General features: G+C 67.4%; 17 protein-coding genes. 8 read left to right on the top strand and 9 right to left on the bottom strand.

Going from position 1 to position 18,798, the window contains the following annotated elements:
* Nucleotides 1–49: 49 nt before the first annotated feature.
* Nucleotides 50–1,294: an MFS transporter gene (locus ABCN56_RS08835; RefSeq protein WP_343080444.1), complete on the top strand. Its 1,245-nt coding sequence runs from the start codon at nucleotides 50–52 to the stop codon at nucleotides 1,292–1,294.
* Here the strand turns inward: ABCN56_RS08835 and ABCN56_RS08830 are convergent.
* Genes ABCN56_RS08830 through ABCN56_RS08820 form a run of 3 tightly spaced genes read right to left on the bottom strand, consistent with a single transcriptional unit; the run spans nucleotide 1,256 to nucleotide 3,428 of the window.
* Nucleotides 1,256–1,840, bottom strand: coding sequence for a Smr/MutS family protein (locus ABCN56_RS08830; protein WP_343080443.1), 585 nt, complete (start codon nucleotides 1,838–1,840; stop codon nucleotides 1,256–1,258). The two genes, ABCN56_RS08835 and ABCN56_RS08830, sit on opposite strands and share 39 nt — an antisense overlap.
* Nucleotides 1,837–2,769, bottom strand: a complete 933-nt coding sequence (gene mltA / locus ABCN56_RS08825) for a murein transglycosylase A (protein WP_343080442.1) — start codon at nucleotides 2,767–2,769, stop codon at nucleotides 1,837–1,839. The genes ABCN56_RS08830 and mltA overlap by 4 nt, the downstream gene beginning before the upstream one ends.
* Nucleotides 2,766–3,428 (bottom strand): Tim44/TimA family putative adaptor protein, encoded by a 663-nt coding sequence (locus ABCN56_RS08820; protein WP_343080441.1) that lies wholly within the window; start codon nucleotides 3,426–3,428, stop codon nucleotides 2,766–2,768. Before ABCN56_RS08820 ends, mltA begins: the two co-directional genes overlap by 4 nt.
* A gap of 135 nt (nucleotides 3,429–3,563) precedes the next feature.
* On the opposite strand from ABCN56_RS08820, the gene ABCN56_RS08815 reads away from it, so the two are divergent.
* Together ABCN56_RS08815 and secB are read left to right on the top strand one after the other, a co-directional pair.
* A complete protein-coding gene (locus tag ABCN56_RS08815; RefSeq protein WP_343080440.1) occupies nucleotides 3,564–4,046 on the top strand; it encodes an FxsA family protein in 483 nt (160 codons plus the stop codon).
* Between the two features lie 59 nt (nucleotides 4,047–4,105).
* Nucleotides 4,106–4,615: a protein-export chaperone SecB gene (gene secB, locus ABCN56_RS08810; RefSeq protein WP_343080439.1), complete on the top strand. Its 510-nt coding sequence runs from the start codon at nucleotides 4,106–4,108 to the stop codon at nucleotides 4,613–4,615.
* Between the two features lie 70 nt (nucleotides 4,616–4,685).
* Here the strand turns inward: secB and ABCN56_RS08805 are convergent, their stop codons facing one another.
* Genes ABCN56_RS08805 through ABCN56_RS08785 form a run of 5 tightly spaced genes read right to left on the bottom strand, consistent with a single transcriptional unit; the run spans nucleotide 4,686 to nucleotide 9,271 of the window.
* On the bottom strand, nucleotides 4,686–4,988 hold the full coding sequence (locus ABCN56_RS08805; protein ID WP_343080438.1) for a DUF4387 family protein: 303 nt from the start codon (nucleotides 4,986–4,988) through the stop codon (nucleotides 4,686–4,688).
* A complete protein-coding gene (locus ABCN56_RS08800) occupies nucleotides 4,981–6,339 on the bottom strand; it encodes an acyclic terpene utilization AtuA family protein (protein WP_343080437.1) in 1,359 nt (452 codons plus the stop codon). The genes ABCN56_RS08805 and ABCN56_RS08800 overlap by 8 nt, the downstream gene beginning before the upstream one ends.
* A 2-nt stretch (nucleotides 6,340–6,341) precedes the next feature.
* Complete coding sequence (locus tag ABCN56_RS08795; protein ID WP_343080436.1) at nucleotides 6,342–7,847, bottom strand: tripartite tricarboxylate transporter permease; 1,506 nt, start codon at nucleotides 7,845–7,847, stop codon at nucleotides 6,342–6,344.
* A gap of 15 nt (nucleotides 7,848–7,862) precedes the next feature.
* A complete protein-coding gene (locus tag ABCN56_RS08790) occupies nucleotides 7,863–8,303 on the bottom strand; it encodes a tripartite tricarboxylate transporter TctB family protein (protein WP_343080435.1) in 441 nt (146 codons plus the stop codon).
* Nucleotides 8,303–9,271 carry a Bug family tripartite tricarboxylate transporter substrate binding protein gene (locus tag ABCN56_RS08785; protein WP_343080434.1) on the bottom strand — a complete coding sequence of 323 codons (969 nt, stop codon included), beginning with the start codon at nucleotides 9,269–9,271 and terminating at the stop codon, nucleotides 8,303–8,305. Before ABCN56_RS08785 ends, ABCN56_RS08790 begins: the two co-directional genes overlap by 1 nt.
* A gap of 129 nt (nucleotides 9,272–9,400) precedes the next feature.
* On the opposite strand from ABCN56_RS08785, the gene ABCN56_RS08780 reads away from it, so the two are divergent.
* The 5 genes from ABCN56_RS08780 (at nucleotide 9,401) to ABCN56_RS08760 (ending at nucleotide 17,912) form a co-directional block, all read left to right on the top strand.
* The gene (locus tag ABCN56_RS08780) at nucleotides 9,401–10,066 is read left to right on the top strand and encodes a response regulator transcription factor (RefSeq protein ID WP_343081455.1); all 666 of its coding nucleotides are present in this window, start codon (nucleotides 9,401–9,403) and stop codon (nucleotides 10,064–10,066) included.
* Complete coding sequence (locus tag ABCN56_RS08775) at nucleotides 10,063–11,439, top strand: sensor histidine kinase (protein WP_343080433.1); 1,377 nt, start codon at nucleotides 10,063–10,065, stop codon at nucleotides 11,437–11,439. Before ABCN56_RS08780 ends, ABCN56_RS08775 begins: the two co-directional genes overlap by 4 nt.
* A complete protein-coding gene (locus ABCN56_RS08770; RefSeq protein ID WP_343080432.1) occupies nucleotides 11,409–12,443 on the top strand; it encodes an ABC transporter substrate-binding protein in 1,035 nt (344 codons plus the stop codon). Before ABCN56_RS08775 ends, ABCN56_RS08770 begins: the two co-directional genes overlap by 31 nt.
* A 211-nt stretch (nucleotides 12,444–12,654) precedes the next feature.
* The gene (locus ABCN56_RS08765; protein WP_425466105.1) at nucleotides 12,655–14,397 is read left to right on the top strand and encodes an autotransporter assembly complex protein TamA; all 1,743 of its coding nucleotides are present in this window, start codon (nucleotides 12,655–12,657) and stop codon (nucleotides 14,395–14,397) included.
* Nucleotides 14,397–17,912, top strand: coding sequence for a translocation/assembly module TamB domain-containing protein (locus ABCN56_RS08760; protein WP_343080430.1), 3,516 nt, complete (start codon nucleotides 14,397–14,399; stop codon nucleotides 17,910–17,912). Before ABCN56_RS08765 ends, ABCN56_RS08760 begins: the two co-directional genes overlap by 1 nt.
* On the opposite strand, the gene ABCN56_RS08755 is transcribed toward ABCN56_RS08760, so the two are convergent.
* The gene (locus ABCN56_RS08755; RefSeq protein WP_343080429.1) at nucleotides 17,906–18,769 is read right to left on the bottom strand and encodes a YihY/virulence factor BrkB family protein; all 864 of its coding nucleotides are present in this window, start codon (nucleotides 18,767–18,769) and stop codon (nucleotides 17,906–17,908) included. The genes ABCN56_RS08760 and ABCN56_RS08755 overlap by 7 nt on opposite strands.
* Between the last annotated feature and the right edge of the window lie 29 nt (nucleotides 18,770–18,798).

The following is an 18,798-nucleotide window of genomic DNA, read 5'->3' as shown; positions in this document are numbered from 1 at the left end:
AAACGCCGAGCCGGGTGCAAGAAGGCGACAGCGAACCGGAGCCCGGCCGATGTCATTCCTTCTGTTCCTTCGGGAAAATGCCCGTTGGCTTGCCGCCGGCGCGCTCCTGTCCTTCCTGTCGAGTTTCGGGCAGACCTTCTTCATCTCGATCTTCGCGGGCGAGATCCGGGCCGAGTTCGGATTGAGCCACGGCCAGTGGGGCGCGATCTACTCGATCGGCACCGGCGCTTCGGCGGCACTCATGCTCTGGGCGGGCGGGCTCGCCGACAGGTTCCGCGTCATGGTGCTCGGACCGGCGGTCGTGGTGCTTCTCGCGCTGGCCTGCACGGCGATGGCGCTCAATCCTTCCGCCCTTCTTCTTCCGTTCGTCATCTTCGCGCTGCGCTTCACCGGACAGGGCATGGCAAGCCACGTTTCCCTCGTCGCGATGGCGCGCTGGTTCGTGGCGACGCGCGGGCGGGCGCTTGCGGTGGCGACGCTTGGTTTCCAGGCAGGCGAGGCGACCATGCCGCTGAGCTTCGTGGCGCTGAAGCGCCTGTTCGACTGGCACTCGCTCTGGCTCTTCGCCGCGGTCTTCGTGCTGGCGACCATTCCTGTCCTCGTCTGGCTTCTGAAGGAGGAGCGCACCCCCCAGGCCATGGCTGAGATCAATTCCTCGCCCGGAATGGGTGGCCGGCACTGGACGCGCGCCGAGGCGCTGCGCCATCCGCTCGTCTGGACGCTTCTTCCGGGGCTCGCAGGCTTTTCGGCCTTCAACACGGCGTTCTGGTTCCAGCAGGTTCACTTCGCCGCCGTGAAGGGCTGGGAACACCTGTCACTGGTTGCCCTTTTCCCGCTGGGAACCGGTGCGTTCATCCTGTCCACCGCCGCTTTCGGCTGGGCGCTCGACCGCTTCGGCTCGCCCCGGCTCATGCCGCTCTACCTGCTGCCGGTTGCGGCGGGCTTCACGTTCCTCGGGCTTGCGCCTTCGGTCCCGGTCGCGGGCTTGGGGATCGTCCTGATAGGTGTCGCGGGCGGCGGGCAGGCCACGCTGCCCTCCGCCTGCTGGGCTGAGTTCTACGGCACGCGCAACATCGGTTCGATCAAGGCCGCCGTCGCCTCGGCGCTCGTTCTGGGATCGGCGCTGGGACCGGGGATTTCGGGGTTCCTGATCGACGCGGGGATCGCGATGCCGACGCAGCTCCTGGGATACGCGGTCTGGTTCATCGCCGCCTCGGCACTGATGGTCCGCCCGATCGCCCGGGCCCGGGCCGAGTTAGGCGCGACGGCGCAGGTAGACGTAGTAGGCACCTGAGCCGCCGTGGCGCAGATGCGCCTCCGTCACCTGGAGGACGACCGCGCCCAGGGGCGGAAGCGCCAGCCATTGCGGCACCTGGTGGCGCAGGACGCCGTATCGCTGCGGGATCGGCCCCTCGTCGCGACCGCGCTTGCCCTTCCCGGTGATGACCAGCGTCAGCCGCTTGCCCTCCGCGTGCGCCCGAAGGATGAAATGCGTGAGCTCCGAATGCGCCTCGGACACCGTCATCCCGTGCAGGTCGATCCGTGCCTCGGGCTTCAGCTTTCCCCGCGTCATCTCGCGATGCATCTTGCTGTCCATCCGCAGCGGCGCCTGAGCGAGACGTTCCCCGGGCGTCGGCGCGAGATCGTGGCGCAGGGGGAATTCCGGCGACGATTGCCCGATCCGGAATTCCTTGACCTCCGGCCGGGTCTTCTTGGGCTTGACGGCATCCGGCAGTTCCAGGGGACGCTGCGGCATCGGATGCATCGCTTTCGCCGTGGAAGCGACGCGCGACCAGAGCTCCCGCTCCTCCGGCGACAGGTGGCGTGGCTTCCGGGTCATGCCCGGCCTTCCGAAAGCGGCAGGAACGTCACCATCCGCCCGGCCCGCCGCATCGCGCCGGCGATCCGGCCAGCTTCCGGTCCGGACCCGCAGAAGAGGTCGCCGCGCTGCGGCCCCTTGATCGCGCTTCCTGTATCCTGAGCGACGGTCAGCCTTCGAAGTTGTTCCGGGCCGTCGACCGCCACCCAGACCGGCGCGCCAAGGGGATGATGCGCGGGATCGACCGCAAGCGTGCGTCCCGCCGTCACGGACCGCCCCATCGCGCCGAGGGGTCCCTTGTCCTCCGGCAGATCCAGAAGACGGAAGAAGACGAAGGATGGATTGTGGCGCAGAAGTCCGGCGACCTCGCCCGGATGCGCGGCGCACCAGCCCCGGATCACCTGCGCGCTCATTTCCGCTTCCGCGATCTCGCCCCGCCGGATCAGTTCCTCCCCGATGGAGCGATACGGATGCCCATTCTTGGCCGCGTGGCCGAAGCGCCGCACCCTTCCCCCCGGAAGCCGCACCCGGACCGAACCCTGAACCTGGACGAAGAAGGCCTCCACCGGGCTCGAAAGCCAGATGAGCTCGCGCCCCGCCAGCAGCGACCTCGTCTCTATCTCGGCCCGGTCATGCCAGGGCTCTCCCGGCACGAGACCATCGGGAACGGAATGGAGCGGATACGCGAATTCCTCCGTCGCCTCGGCGCGACCTTCAAATTCCGGCTCGTAATAGCCGGTGAAAAAGGCTGGCGGCTCTCCCAACGTCACGGCATGGAAATGCCGTTCGAAGAATCCGCGGGGGTCTGCCCAGTCACCCCTTTCGGGGCGGGGCCAGCCCGCGGGCAGCAGATCGGCGGTTTCGCTATAGGCCGAGAGCGCGGCGCCGTGGTCATCCGCCTCCCAGCCAGGCAGGGAGGCGGGCGAAACACGCGCCGCAGGGGACATCATTCCCCCGTGGCGACGAGCTGCCAGTTCGGATCGTTCGACCCCATGACGCGCTCGAACGTCCACACGTCGCGCATCTTCTTAACTTCCTTCGCGCTGCCTTCGATGATCTGACCGGCGCTGTCGCGCACGACCGAGGTCATGTCGCCCTGGAAGCGCACGGAAATCTCGGCCTCGCGCGTGTCCCGGTTGAAGGTCGCATCGGCGAGGGACACCTCGCGCACGCCTAGGAACTGGGCCTCGACCGTCAGGCCCTGGGCCTCCCGCTCGGCAACGACGGCGGCGAAACTCTCGTAGACGTCATTGGCCAGGAACGGCTTCACCGTCTCGAGTTCGCCCTTCTCGAAGGCCATCAGGATCATCTCGTAGGCGCCGCGCGCGCCCTGAAGGAATTCGCCCACCTTGAACTGAGGCTCGACCTGCTTCATGCCCGCAAGGGCCTTCGCCTGTGGGCTTCCCTCTTCGGCGTGGTCGGTGATGTCGAGGTCGGGGCCGCCTTCGATCACCTCGAACCCGCGGCGCGCGGCCTTCTCGCTGGGCGAGGGCATCGGCGCCGGCGGCTTCTCGAAGCCCTCGCGGGAGCCGAGAACACTCCGCAGCTTCAGGATCAGGAATACCGCGATCCCGGCCAGAACAAGCAGTTGGATCACAGCGTTACTCATGAGGGGTCCTCGGCTAGGGGCAGAAATCGGTTCGCCGGGGTTGGTATCTCCGGCACTCCCCACTTATGTAAGTGACGGGTGCGGTCAAGTCCACAACGGCCCGGCCAGCACCCGAAACCGCAGAGGACCCGAAATATGTGGCTTTTGCTGGCCTTTCTGGCCGTGCCCCTGATCGAAATCGCGCTCTTCATCCAGGTGGGGAGCCTGATCGGCGTGTGGCCCACGCTGGCGATCGTCCTGTTGACTGCGGTGGTCGGGACCATGCTCATGCGCACTCAGGGCGCGGCGACGCTTCTGGACCTGCGCCGCTCCTTCGAGGAACTGCGCGACCCCGGCGAACCCCTTGCGCACGGCGCGATGATCCTGTTCGCGGGCGCCCTTCTCCTCACGCCGGGGTTCTTCACCGACACGCTCGGGCTTCTTCTCCTCACGCCGCCGTTCCGGCGCTGGCTCCTCAAGGCGCTCGCGTCGCGCGTCACCGTGGAGCGCTTCGAGATGGGCCGGCGGCCGCCGCGTGAGCCCGATTACCGTCCCGGAGACGTGATCGACGGTGAATTCCAGGAGGTGGACCCCGAAAAGCGGCCGACCCACAGCCCGTCAGGCTGGACGCGGCATTGAGGCCACCCTGCCGAGGTGCTAAGCACCTCGCAAAGAGATAGCGAAACTGGGAGTTTTTCATGGCCGAGACCGGCAACGGTGCAGAAGCGCAAGAACCGCAGCAGCCCCCGCAGATCAAGATGCAGGTGCTCGCGCAGTTCATCCGCGACATGTCCTTCGAGAACGTACTGGCGCAAAAGGGTGTGACGGATTCCAACGTCCAGCCGGAGATACAGGTCCAGGTCAGCCTCGACGCCCGCAAGCGCACCGTCGAGAACCAGTACGAGGTCATCTCCAAGTTCAAGGTGACGTCGAAGAACAAGGCGGACGGCTCGGCCATCTTCCTTCTGGAACTCGAATATGGCGGCATCTTCCGCGTCGAGGGCGTGCCGGAAGAGCAGCTTCACCCCTATCTGCTGATCGAGTGCCCGCGGATGCTTTTCCCGTTCATCCGCCGCATCGTTTCCGACGTCACGCGCGACGGTGGCTTCCCGCCGCTCAACATCGACACGGTGGACTTCCTCGCGCTCTATCGCCAGGAACTCGCCCGCCGCGCCGAAGCGCAGAAGGCTGCGACGCCGGCCTCCTGACCGCGCGGAGGCGAAGACCATCCGATCGAAAGGCCGACGGCACCCGCCGCCGGCCTTTTTTCGTTCGCAGTCAGTCGATGTCCATTTCCTCGAGAAGCACGGCCCAGCCCGCGCCGTGCATGTCGCGGTCCGCACGGGTCCCCTGGATCACTGGCCGGGGAAGGGAGAACTTCACCACGTCCAGCGAGGGGATGTCGAACCGGCGAAGCGCGTCCGGCGAAACGCCGAAAAGCGCCGCGACCCGTTCGGTCGGAAGCCCGGCCGAGACGCGTTCGAACACCTCGCTGCTGCCGCAGAAGATATCGATCGTAAGCCAGAACGGCCCGGCGTTCTTCGACCGCACCTTTTCCACGATCTTTCCCAGCTCAGCCATTCCCGACCTCCCTGAGTTCAAGCCGGAAGGCCGACATCGGGTCCTCCAGCACCAGGACATGGTTCAGGCAGAATTCGTAAAGCGGCCCGCGGCTCATCTCTGCGGGCGAGAAGGGGAAGGCGAAGGTCGGCATCGGCTCCTCCTCCGTCAGGGCGTGATGCAGCAGATAAGGGTTCAGGATCTTCCCGATCTCGTCGGCCTGGGCCTGCGTCGGCGCCGTGACGATCGCCAGAACGCCCACCTCCACCGGATCGGCCGCGCGGGTCTCGAGCGCGCCCAGCGTCGCGTCGATCCCGATCAGGCGCAGTTCGACATCGAACTCCTCACGCGCGATCCCCATCCGCTCGACCGCCCGTGCCGCCGCTCGCGAGGTCACGTCCGCCGCCCAGTCGCGGGCATTCGCGACGTAGCGCCGATCCCTCAGGAGCGTCAGACCCACGGTCTGGTATCCCGCGATCCGCGCCCCTTCGAGCTTCGCCGTATAGGGCCCCGGCACCCAGACCGAGCCTTCGACCCTGACCCGTGCCGCGTCGACGGCGGTGTAGGTCGAATGCCGGACGTCGAGATACCCGCCCGGCTCGTATAGGATGAACGGGTCCGAGTTCTCGTAGAGCATGTGGGCGGACACCGTGTAGGGCGTCGCCCTCGTGTCCTTGCCAAGAGGCGTCAGGGTGAAGCCCGTGTCGTCGAAGTCGATCTGGATGACGCCCGTTTCGGGCCGCGTCGTGGCGAGCGCGCCGCATTCCCCGACCTTCGCCCCGTGCCAGGCCGCGCCGGCGTTGTCGCCCCGCATCAGCGGCAGGGCGGCGATGATCGCCGTGTCGGTCGTCCTCCCTGCAATGACGATGTCGGCGCCGGTCTCCAGAGCCGCCGCGATCTGCTCCGCCCCGGCCAGCGCGACGATGTTCGTGCAGCCGCGCACCAGTTCCGCGTCGATCTCGGGCGCCGCCGGCAGAGGCGCGACCCTGCCCGTCCCAAAGGCCTCCGCCACCGCGTCGGGTGCCTGACCGGAATAAAGCAGCGCGACCCTCAGACGCTGGCCCATCTCCTCTGCCAGTTCGCGCGTGATCTCGAACAGCCAGTCCACGGCCGCATCGGCACCGCAAGTCCCGGCCGTTCCGATCACCAGCGGCACCCCGGCGTCGGCGCGCGCCTGCATCAGTCCGCGCCATTCGGCCTTCGTCGAGGCGCGCGAGTATTTCGACACGCCGCGCCCGAGGTAGGAGGGTCCGCTGTCCGTGGAGCCTCCGTCGATCGCGATGATGTCGGGCCGTGCCGCGATCCCGCGCGCCAGCGCCTCCCGGTCGTAGCCGAGGCCCAGCGCTCCGGAAGGGATCAGGACCCGTGTCATGGTCAGTCCGTGATCCGCTGAGGCTTCCTCAGGACGTTGCGCAGGAACATCGGCGCCACGAAGCCCGCTACGGCAGCGATCCAGAGCCCGATCGATATCGGCGAGGAGAACAGGTAGGTCCAGTCACCGTCCGACAGCACCATCGCCTTGCGCAAGCTGTTCTCCATCTGGTTCCCGAGAAGGATCCCGAGAATGATCGGAACGGTGGGCACGTCGAGTTTCCTCAGGAAATAGCCGATCGCCCCGAAGCCGACCATCAGCAGAAGGTCGAAATAGCTTCCCGTCAGGGCGTAGATCCCGACGAAGGACACCATCGTCACCCCGGGCATGAGGATCCCGGGCGGCACCGACAGGACGCGCACGAAGATCTTCACCATCGGCACGTTCATCACGAGAAGCACGACGTTTGCGATGAGAAGCGAGGCGATGAGGCCCCAGACGACATCGGGCTTTTCGGCGAAAAGTGTCGGTCCCGGCGTGATGTTGAGCGTCATCAGAACCGCGAGCAGCACCGCCGTCGTCCCCGATCCGGGCACGCCGAGCGTGAGCATGGGCACCAGAGCCCCGCCGGCGGCGGCATTGTTGCCCGCCTCGGGCGCCGCGACCCCGCGCGGATCGCCCTGGCCGAACCGGCTGGATTTCCCGGCGATGGCCTTCTCGCTCATGTAGGCGAGGAAGCTGCCGAGCGAGGCCCCCGCGCCAGGAAGGACGCCTGCGAAGAACCCGATGACCGTGGACCGGAGCATCGACCAGAACGAGCGCGCGATCTCGCGCACGGGGATCGTCACCTTGTCCAGCTTCACGCCTATGGCGCTTTCCTTGCCGTGGCTCTCGATGAAGAAGAAGACCTCCGCGATGGCGAAGAGGCCGACGATCGCGACGAGGAAATCGACCCCGTCCATCAGGTGCAGGTTGCCGAAGGTGAAGCGCGGCATTCCCGTGGTGTGGTCCATCCCGACCATCGCGATGCCGAGGCCGATGCAGGCCGACAGGGCCGCCTTCGCCTGGTTGTTGGAGGCGATGCCCCCGAGCGTGCAGAAGGCGAGGATGTAGAGCGCGAAATACTCGGCGGGACCGAACTTGTAGGCGACGCGCGCCAGAAGCGGCGCCAGCAGCATGAGCCCGATGGTCGCGAGGAACCCGCCCGTGAAGCTTGCCACGCCGGAAAGGACGAGCGCGTCGCCTGCGCGCCCCTGCTTGGCCATCGGGTAGCCGTCAAGCGTTGTCATCAGCGCCGGTTCGTCTCCGGGGATGTTGAGCAGGATCGACGAGATCCGCCCGCCATACATCGCTCCGTAGTAGACGGAGGTCAGCAGAACCAGCGACTGGGTCGCGTCGAGGTCCAGCGAGAAGGCGAGCGGGATCAGGATCGCCACGCCGTTCGACGGGCCAAGCCCCGGAAGCGCGCCGATGATCGTCCCGAGAAAGCAGCCCACGATCGCCAGCATCAGCGTGAAGGGCGTAAGCGCCACGGAAAATCCGAGCGCGAGGTTGGATAGGATTTCCATCTCCGTCGGCCTCCCTCAGCCGTGAAGCGACCGGGGCAGCGCGAAAAGGCCAAGCTCCAAGCCGTATCTGAAAAGGATGAACAGCCCCACCGAAAGGCCAACCCCGGTCACGGCGGCCGCCACAGGACGCGGCGTGATCTGGTAGCTCAGGATCGCGGCAGCCAGTGCCGTCGGCAGAAGGAAACCGAGCGGCTTCAGAGCGTAGGCATAGGCGATCAGCACGGCGAGAGCGATCCCGAGATGCAGAAAGGTGCTCATGCCCGGCCATTCCGGATCGGGATCGGGCCGGATCACGATCACCAGTGCGGACAGGGCCGCCACGCCGCCGATCAGCAGCGGGAACGTCTTGGACCCTATCGGGTCCGACAGGAAACTGGTCTGAATCTGGAAGGCGCCGGCGATATACGCCAGCGCCACTGCGATCACGACCAGACCGAAGATCCGGTCGGAGGTCATCACTGGATGACCCCGATCTCTTTGGAGAGCGTCACGGTGTCAGCCACGACCTGGTCGATCCAGGACTGGAAGTCGCCGCCGACCTTGGTGAAGGGCGCAAGCCCGTTGGCCACCATCGCCTCCTTCCACTCGTCGCTGTCAGCGACCGCCTGAAGCCGCTCGGCCCACATGTTGAAGTCGTCGTCGCTGATACCCTTCGGCACATAGAGCCCGCGCCAGTTCACGGCCACGACGTCGTAGCCCTGTTCACGCGCCGTCGGGATATCCTCGAAGCCCGGAACCCGCTCTTCCGTCAGGACGGCGAGCGCCCGCACCTCACCCGACTGGATGAAGCCGACGATCTCGGACATGTCGCCGGTCATCGCCTGGGTGAAGCCGCCGACCGTCTGGGTGATCGCGTCGGCGCCGCCATCGACGCCGATGTACTTGATCGCCTTGATGTCGTCGAAGCCCGCCGCCTTCAGGATCTGAAGCGGTTTCATGTGGTCGAAGCCGCCGGCGGCCGAACCGCCCGCGAACGCGACGGAGCCCGGATCGGCCTTGATCGCCTCGACCATGTCATTGAGCGACTGGAACGGGCTGTCCGCCGCCACGACGATCACGCCCGGGTCGGCGCCGATCGCGCCGACGAAACGGACCTGGTCCGCCGTCGCGCCGCCGAAGGCGTTCTGCGCAAGGCGCGTGGTGGTCGCGGACGAGGCCGCCACGATCAGGTCGTTGTCGGTGTTGCGTTCGTTGACGACATGGGCGAAGGCCACGCCGCCGCCGGCGCCGGCCATGTTCGTCACCTGCACCGGTTCTTCGACCAGCTTCAGGTCATAGAGGATCTTGCCGATCTGGCGGCAGGTGAAGTCCCAGCCGCCGCCGGGGTTGGCCGGCGCGATGCATTCGGTCGACCACGCCGCGGAAGTCGCACCAAGGCTCAGAACGACGCTGGTGCCCAGCGCCTTGAGGATCGAAGCTTTCATTTTGTTCCTCCCAGACATTTCTTTCCTTCGGGTCAGGACGCGCCGGTTTCCCGGCGCGCTCCTCCCCTTGCAGTTCCGGACGATTCGCCCGAAACCTGACACGAACCTGTCATGGGGAAAGTTTCTGGGATGCGCTTCCTGCTTGTCGAGGACAATGATGCCCTGGCCCAGTCGGTGGCCGAACGGCTCATGCTGGACGGGCATGCCGTCGACCGCGCCGCCACGCTTGGCGAGGCGCATGACTGTCTGTCGGCCGCGCCCTACGACCTCATCCTCCTCGACATCTCGCTGCCGGACGGCGACGGACGGGATTTCCTCGCCCATCAGCGCCGCGCGCGCTGTGACACGCCGATCATCGTGATGACCGCACGGGCGGATGTCGCCGACCGGGTGGACGTGCTCGACCTGGGCGCGGACGACTACGTGACGAAGCCTTTCGACTTCGCCGAACTCGAAGCACGCTGCCGCGCCGTCCTCCGGCGCCGCGGTGGGGCGAGCGAGACGGTGCGCCGTTTCGCGGGCTTCACATTCAATCCGCTGACGGCGGAACTGGCCGTCGGAGACGAACGGCGCGACCTGAGGAACCGGGAGCTGAGGCTCCTCGAGATCCTCCTCGGTGCGCCGAACCGTATCTTTTCCAAGGCGCAGCTGTGCGACCGGCTGTTCTCCTACGCCGAAAGCGTGACCGACAACGCGATCGAGGTCTATGTCGCGCGGCTGCGCAAGAAGCTCGACGGATCGGGCGCCAGGATCGAGACGGTGAGGGGCATGGGCTACCGCCTGACCGAAGAATGAGGGGGGCGCCCGTCTCCCTTCGCCGCCGGCTCGTGCTCTGGCTCCTTGCGCTGGCGGCGGGCCTCGCGCTTCTTCTCTTCCTCACGATCCGAACCGTCGCGGGACAGGCTGCGGAGGCCAGCCTCGACGGGGTTCTGGGCGCCGCCACGCTCGCGATCGCAGAGGGCCTGCGCGGCGGCGAGGACGGGGTCGAACTGGACATGCCCTATTCCGCCTTCTCGATCCTCGGCTCGATCAGCGAAGACCGCGTCTTCTACCGGATCGACGTCGCAGGAGAAACGGTCACGGGCTATCCCGACCTTCCGGCGCCGAACGAAACCTCCGAGGGCGTCGGGCCGGCCTTCTACACATCGCCATATCGCGACACCGAAGTCCGTGTCGCCGCGGTTTCCCGCACGGTTCTCGTGGAACGCAGCCCGGTTCCCGTCCTCGTCCTTGTCGCCCAGACCCGCGCCGGGCAGGAGGCGATCGCGCTCAGCGTGGCACGCCGGGCCGGGCTTCTGGGCCTCGGCTTCTTCGCGCTGGCGGCGGTTCTTTCGCTTCTGACCGCTGGCAGCGTTCTCCGCCCGATCGACAGGCTGGCCGAGGCCGTGGCGCGGCGCGGCCCCCGCGACCTCCGACCGGTGAACCACCCCACGCCGCGCGAGCTCGTGCCCCTGCTCGACGCGCTGAACGGCCTGATAAACCGGCTTCGTGGCGCCCTCGCGCGCACCGAGACCTTCATCGCCGAGGCCGCGCACCACATCCGCACGCCGCTGGCAACCGTGCGCACCCGGGCCGAGATCGCCCTCCGCCAGGCCGAGACCGATGAAACCCGCGAGACGCTTCGCAGGGTCATCCGCGCGGTGGAGGAAAGTAGCCGTTCCGCAAGCCAGCTTCTGGATCACGCCACGGTCGTCTACCGCTCCGACCGCCTTGCCGCCGATCAGGTCGACCTCGCGCGCCTCATCGACGGGCTCGCGGACAGATTCGCCCCGACGGCGGAACTGAAGGACCTGAACCTCGTCACGGAGGGCACGGCCGAACCCGTTGCGGTTCCCGGCGACCGCCTCCTTCTCGAAAGCGCTCTGCGCAACCTGATCGACAACGCCATCAAGTATTCCCCTTCGGAATCCGAGGTGATCCTTTGCCTCGGACGGCGTGAGGGCGGAGTGGAGATCACCGTGGCGGATCGCGGTCGGGGACTGCAGGGACAGACGCAATCGAGCCTTTCCCGCCGTTTCACGCGGGGCAAGAACGTCGATGACGTTGTCGGATCGGGCCTCGGCCTGACAATCGTGGAGGAGGTCGCGACCGCCCACAAAGGGCGCTTCGGCCTCGAAGACCGGGAAGGAGGCGGCACATGCGCGCGGCTCTGGCTGCCCTCGGCCTGATCCTTTGCCTCTGCGGCGCGGCACGTGCGCTGGAGCTGGAAGAGGACGCCCTCTTTCCGGCACGGGGCGGCGAAGTGGCGCGCCTTTCCGTGCTTTCCACGACGGACACGGCGGTTTTCCGGCCCGTCATCGAAGCCTTCCAGGCCGACAATCCCGGCATCGCGCTGCGCTACAGCGTCGCGGGAAGCCGCGAACTTTACGCCGCGATCCAGAACGAGGGCGCGGCCTATGACCTCGCCATTTCCTCGGCGATGGATTTGCAGATGAAGCTCGCGAACGACGGTTTCGCGGCGCCCTGGCAATCGGCCCCGCTCGACGCGCTTCCGGACTGGGCGCGCTGGCAGGACCGGCTCTTCGCCTTCGCGCAGGAACCCGTGGTCATGATCGTCTCCCGCAAGGGTCTGGGCGACCTGCCTCTTCCGCAAACCCGCCGTGACCTGATCGAGCTCCTGCGCGATCACCCTTCGGTCTTCGACGGCAGGATCGGGACCTACGATCCGGAGACGTCGGGCGCGGGCTATCTTTTCGCGACGCAGGACGCACGCCTCTCCGACAGTTTCTGGCGGCTCGCCGAGGTGATGGGTGGGCTGTCTCCAAGGCTCTATTCCAGCACGAACGACATGCTTTCGGATCTCGAGCGTGGCCGGCTGATCCTCGCCTACAACGTCCTCGGCAGCTATGCGGCGCCGCGCTTTCCGCCGGGCTCGGACGGCGTCGTTATCGAACCCGAAGACCACACGCTGACGCTTCTGCGCACGGCGCTCATCCCGCGATCGGCCGCCCGACCCGACCTCGGCGGCGCGTTTCTGGACTTCCTTCTCGGCGCGGAGGGTCAGCAGCTCGTCGGGGAAGAGGCCGGGCTGCCCCGGATAGACGAGGCCGCGCTCGCGGCGCGCCCGCATCTCCGGCCGATCCGCCTCGACCCGGGGCTTCTGGTCTATCTGGACCGGCTGCAACGGCGCCGCTTCCTCGAGGAATGGAACGCCGCGCTGATTCAGCCCTGACGTTGCGTAACCTCACGTTTTCGTGCCTCACAGGCCATTTGCCGCCAACCCGGTCTTCAAAGCGCTGGCATTGAGCCGGATTCCTTGCGACTAGTTGAATCGGGCGCAGGAACATGGGCTGGGGGGTCATTTTCGCGTGAGGGACAGAAGATCCGGCTTGGCAGCGCTTCGGCGGCTGGCGCTTGCAGGTTTCGCGACCGCTTCGCTGGCGATGCCTTCTGTTGCGCTGGAACGGCTGGACTTCCTTACCCCGGGCGCCAGCGACGACCTGCGCGACGCGCTGAGGGATGCCTCGCTTCTCATCCAGGCGAGGCGCGACCGGACCGAAGCTGCGCAGGACCTGTTCGCCGCGGCGCGGGCCGACTACGGCCGACTTCTCGGTGTGCTCTATTCCGAGGGCCACTATTCCGCCGTGATCAACATCCGGCTCGACAGCCGCGAGGCGGCGGATATCGCGCCGCTGGACGCGCCGACCCGCATCGAGGCGATCACGGTCACGGTAGAGCCGGGTCCCCGCTTCGTCTTCTCGCGCGCCGCGATTGCTCCCCTGGCCCCGGAAACTGAACTGCCCGAGGACTACGCCGCGGGCCAGGTCGCCCGCTCCGGCGCCATCGTCGACGCGGCCGCGGCAGGGGTCGAGGGCTGGCGTCAGGCAGGTCATGCCAAGGCCGCCGTCGGGGGGCAGAAGATCACAGCCGACCACCGCGCAACCTCCCTGTCGGCCGATATCGCCCTGAGCCCCGGCCCCCGCGTTCGCTTCGGAGAGATGACGATCACCGGGCAGGAGCGCATGCGCACGCGCGCCATCGAGCGCATCGCGGGTTTCCCAACCGGCGAGGTCTTCGACCCTGACGATCTCGACCTCGTGACGAAGCGCCTCCGCCGCACGGGCGTCTTCCGGTCCGCCTCTCTGACCGAAGCCGAAACCCTCGGCCCCGGCGACACGCTGGACGTCGCGCTCGTCGTGGCGGAGGAAAAGCGCCGCCGCCTCGGCTTCGGCGCCGAGATCGGCAGCTTCGAGGGGCTCACGGTTTCGGGCTACTGGCTCCACCGCAATCTCCTTGGCGGGGGCGAGAGGCTCCGCGTCGAAGGCGAAGTCGGCGGAATCGGAGGCGAATCCGGGGGCGAGGACTATCGGCTGGGCGTTCGGATCGATCGCCCCGCAACTTTCGGGCCGGACACTTCGGCCTTCACGGAGGCCGAGGTCGTAAAGCTGACGGAAGAGGATTTCTCGGCCGAGGCTCTTTCATTCTCCTTCGGGGTAACCCGGATATTCAATGAACGCCTGACTGCGGAACTCGGGGTCGGCTTTCTGTTCGCCCGAGTCGAGGACGACGCCGGCAGCATCGATTACAGGGCGATGACGCTTCCCACGTCCCTCACCTGGGAAGGCCGGGACAACGCGCTCGACCCGACGCGGGGACTTTACGTCAATGCTGAACTCACGCCATTCCTCGGTTTCTCCGGAACCGGGACAGGCGCGCGGCTCTGGACAGACGCGAGGGGATATCTCGGCTTCGGGGCCGACGACCGTTTCGTTGCGGCAGGCAGGCTGCAATTCGGCACGGTCCTCGGCGCTTCGATCGAGGACACGCCGCGCGACTACCTCTTCTATTCCGGGGGCGCTGGAACGGTGCGGGGCCAACCCTATCAGTCGTTGGGCGTCAACGTCCTCGGCGGCGGTACCGTGCGTTCGGGCGGCCGCAGCTTCCTCGGACTGTCGGGAGAACTGCGCGCCGACGTGACCAAGAATATCGGCGTCGTGGCCTTCTACGACACCGGATTCGTCAGCGCAGGTGAGCTTTTCGGGAGCGGCGACTGGCACGCCGGCGCGGGCCTCGGCCTGCGCTACAACACCGGAATCGGTCCGATCCGGGTCGACGTGGCGACGCCCGTCTCGGGCGACACGGGCGACGGCGTGCAGCTTTATATCGGCATAGGACAGGCTTTCTGATGCGCCGTCTGCTTCCCCTTGTCCTTTGCCTTCTGCCCGTCGCGGCGCCAGCCCAGGATGACGACCGCGGCTGGCTGACCGGCTATCTGGAGGACAACCTCTCCGGCGCCGGGCGCGAGATCCGTATCGAGGGCTTCGCCGGCGCATTGTCGTCCCGCGCGACCTTCGACAGCCTCACGATCGCGGACGATGACGGAGTCTGGATCACGATCACGGACGGCGCGATCAGCTGGAACCGCTCCGCGCTCCTTTCCGGCCGGGTCGAGATCGCCGAACTCTCCGCCGCATCGATCGATCTGCCGCGCGCGCCCGCGGGCGGCGACGGCCCTTCCGCCGAAGCCTCCGGATTCGCGCTGCCGGAGCTTCCAGTATCCGTCGAAATCGGCTCGATCCGCGCGGACCGGATCACGCTCGGAGAGCCCGTTCTGGGCCAGACGGTCGAGGCCAGCCTGGCCGGCAGCATGAAGCTCGAAGGCGGCGAAGGCTCCGCCTCCCTCTCCGTCAAGCGCGTCGACGGACCGATGGGGGAGGTTTCGCTCACCGGCAGCTATGCCAACGCCACGCGTGTCGCCACGCTCGACCTTCTCGTCAGCGAGGCCGCGAACGGGATCGCCGCAACGAAGATCGGGCTGCCCGGCGCGCCCGCCCTGACGCTCGCCGTCAATGGCACGGGGCCGATCGACGACTTCAAGGCCGACATCGCGCTTTCCACGGACCGCGAGCCCCGGCTCAAAGGCACGGTCACGCTGCTGGCCGAGCCCGGGCCGGAGGGCACTCCGCCCCGCCGGAGTTTCCGCGCCGATCTCGGCGGCGATGTTTCGTCCCTGTTCCTGCCTGACTACCAGGCTTTCTTCGGCCCCTCGGTGCGGCTGCTCGCCGAAGGTGCCCGAGCGCCTTCGGGGGAGCTTTCGCTCGACCGGTTCGCGATCGAAGCCGAAGCCATCAAGGCCGACGGCTCACTTCTCCTTACGCGGGACGGGCTGCCGCGACGGGCCGCGCTCGATGTGGTGCTGGGCCTCGGCGATGGCGATGTCCTTCTTCCGCTCGCCGGCGACAGGACGACCGTACGGTCCGCCACGCTCAACATCACCTACGACGCCGCGAAGGGCGACGGCTGGACGCTCGCGGGCGACCTGCGCGGATTCCGACGCCCCGATCTGGGCATCGACGCGCTCAGGCTGCGGGGTTCGGGCCGCATCGCGCAGGCCCCCCGCGCGGTTATCGGCGGAACGGTGAATTTCCTCGCCGGTGGCGTCTCGGCTTCCGATCCGGCCGTGGCGGAGGCGATCGGCACGACCCTGTCCGGAAGGGTGATTTTTCACCAGGAAGAAGGAAAGCCACTCGCCATCTCCGCGTTCCGGGCCATAGGCCAGGGTTACGCGGCGAATGGCGGCTTCACGGTCGACGGTCTCGACAGCGGCCTCCTGATCGACGGAAGAGCCACGGCGACGATCTCCGATCTGTCCCGGTTTTCGGGCCTGGCGAAGCGTCCCCTGACGGGCTCCGCCGGGGTTTCGGTCGAAGGGTCCGCGGGTCTTCTGTCCGGCATCGCCGACATCTCGGCAACGGTCGAAGGCTCGGACCTGACCGTCGCCCAGCGCGAACTCGACGCACTTCTCGCCGGAAGCTCGCGCATCGCGCTGTCCGCCCGCCGGGACATGAGCGGAACCGAGATCCGCAGCCTGACCCTTTCCGCCAGGACGCTGACTGCCGAATTGTCCGGTGTGCTCCGCACGAATGAAAGCGACCTCGATGCCGTGCTCGACTTCTCGGATCTCTCCGTCCTAGGGAACGGCTGGCGCGGAGCACTCGCCGCACGGGCCGAGTTGTCTGAATCCGGCGGCACGCGCAGGCTGTCGGCAACGGCATCCGGCGAAGGGCTCGGCATCGGCAGCGCACAGATCGACCGGCTTCTTGCCGGCAAGTCGGAACTCGAACTGGCCGCATCCGAGACCGGGGGCAGGGTCACGGTCGAGAGGTTCCGCCTGTCGAACCCGCAACTGGCGGCGAGCGCCACCGGGGTGGCCGAAGGCGACGCGCGCAGGATCGACCTCGAGGCGCGGCTGTCGGACGCGGCACTGATCGCGCCCGGTTTCCCGGGGCCCGTCACCGCAAGTGGCCGTCTGACCGAGGACGGGACGGGCTACGGGCTCGACCTTTCCGGCAGCGGCCCGGGCGGCATCGCGGCCAAGGTCGCTGGCCGGCTGTCGTCGGATTTCGGAACGGCCGACCTCCACATCACCGGCGGCGCGGAATCCGCGCTGGCCAACGCTTTCATCGCACCGCGCTCGATCCAGGGTCCTCTGAGTTTCGACCTTGGCCTTTCCGGCCCCCTGACTGTTTCCTCGCTGTCGGGAACCGTCTCATTGTCCGGAGGCCGGATCGTGGCGCCGGTGCTGGGCTACGCGCTCGAAGCCGTCGAGGCCGGCGCCCGTCTCGGCGGTGGTCGCGCCAACCTCACGGCCGACGCCCGGGTCGTGGGCGGCGGACGGGTGTCGCTGAACGGCCCGGTAACGCTCACGCCGCCCTATCCGGCGGACCTGGCGATCGTCGTCCGCGGGGCAAGGCTCCGCGACCCGCAGCTTTTCGAAACCTCCGTTGACGGCAACCTGAGCGTATCTGGCCCGCTGGCCGGAGGCGCGGTCGTTGCCGGAAGGCTGAACCTTGGTGAAACCGAGATCCGGGTGCCTTCGACCGGCCTTGGTGGCGCTGCGCCAATCCCCGAAGTGACCCATAACGGAGAGCCCGCGGCGGTTCGTTCGACCCGTGCCCGCGCCGGGCTCCTCGGCCGCGAGGCCGAAAGCGTCGGCCGGTCCAATCCCTACGGTCTGGACATCACGCTGGACGCGCCTCGCCGGATCTTCGTCCGCGGCCGCGGCCTAGATGCCGAGCTTGGCGGCTCGCTTCAGCTTCAGGGGACCACCGCCAATATCGTTCCGGCCGGCGACTTCAGCCTGGTCCGTGGCCGCCTGGACCTTCTTGGCAAGCGCTTTTCGCTCGACAAGGGCCTGATCCAGCTCGAAGGCGATTTCGTGCCTTTCCTCAGCTTCTCGGCCTCGACGGAGGTAAACGGCGTGACCGCCACGATCGGGATCGAGGGTCCCGCGACGGAGCCAGAGATCACGATCTCCTCCGCCCCCGAACTTCCGGAGGAGGAAATCCTCGCCCTGCTCCTTTTCGGCCGCGACCTGACGACCCTGTCACCGTTCCAAGCAGCCCAGCTCGCCTCCGCCGTCGCGACGCTCGCCGGCAAGGGCGGCGCGGGTATCGTGGGGCGGTTGCGCCAGGGCTTTGGCCTCGACGATCTCGACGTCGTCACCGATGAACAAGGCGGGACGGCCGTCCGCGTCGGCAAGTACCTGACCGAGAAGCTCTACACCGACGTCACGGTCGGCTCGGAGGGGAAGAGCGAGATCAACCTGAACCTCGACGTCACGCCGAGAGTAACCGCTCGTGGCACGCTGGATTCCGAGGGCGACACTTCGGTCGGGATCTTCTACGAGCGCGACTACTGATCGCCGCCGAGCATGCGCGAGAGTTCCGCGTTGACTGCGGCGCCCAGAAGCACCGTGTAGGCCGAGATGTAGAACCACATGAGCAGCGCCACGACCGCGCCGATGGATCCGTAGATCTTGTTGTAGGTCCCGAAATTCGCGAGGTAGAGCGAAAAGGCGACCGACGCGCCGGCCCAGAGCAGCGCCGCCAGAACCGCGCCTGGCGATACCCAGTGGCCCCTGGCTGACGGCCTGTTCGGCCCGTAGCGGTAGAACATCCCGATCATGCCCAGCACCACGATGAAGAGGACGATCCAGGGCAGTGCCGTGACGAGCCAGCCGCCGACCGGACCAAGGGGCACGAAGGCGAGCGCGACGGGAACGAAGATCACGGTGGCCAGCGCGGCCAGCACAACGGCGATCAGCACGAACGTCAGCAGCACCGCGCGAAGGAAGCGCATGAGCCCGTCCCGTTGCGGCCGCATGTAGATCGCGTTCAGGCCCTGGATCAGCGCGGCGACGCCCGCGCGCGCCGAGTAGAGCGCAACGAGAAGGGACAGCGCCGAGGTCCATCCCAGCGTGCTGACATTCGACGCGACGAGCGCCTTGACCTGGGACTCGAGCAGCGAGAAGGCGTCAGCCGGGATGAATTCCGACAGGGTGTCGAGATAGCTCAGGATAACGGCCGGGTCCGAGAAATAGCCCCACAGCGCGATCGTCGCCGCGATGCCCGGAAAGATCGCGAACAGCCCGTAAAAGGCCACTCCGGCGGCGATCAGCCCCAGATGCCGGTCGTCGGCCGCGTTCCAGACCGCGGCGATCAGCGCGCCGACCAGTTTGAGGGTGCTTCTTGACAGGTCCCGTTCCTCGCTTGCCATGACACCGCCATCTGAATACGGCGCGGCGG

The organism is Ostreiculturibacter nitratireducens (assembly GCF_032670585.1).
GTDB classification, from domain to species: Bacteria; Pseudomonadota; Alphaproteobacteria; order Rhodobacterales; family Rhodobacteraceae; genus Ostreiculturibacter; species Ostreiculturibacter nitratireducens.
This window is presented reverse-complemented; position numbering and strand designations above follow the sequence as displayed.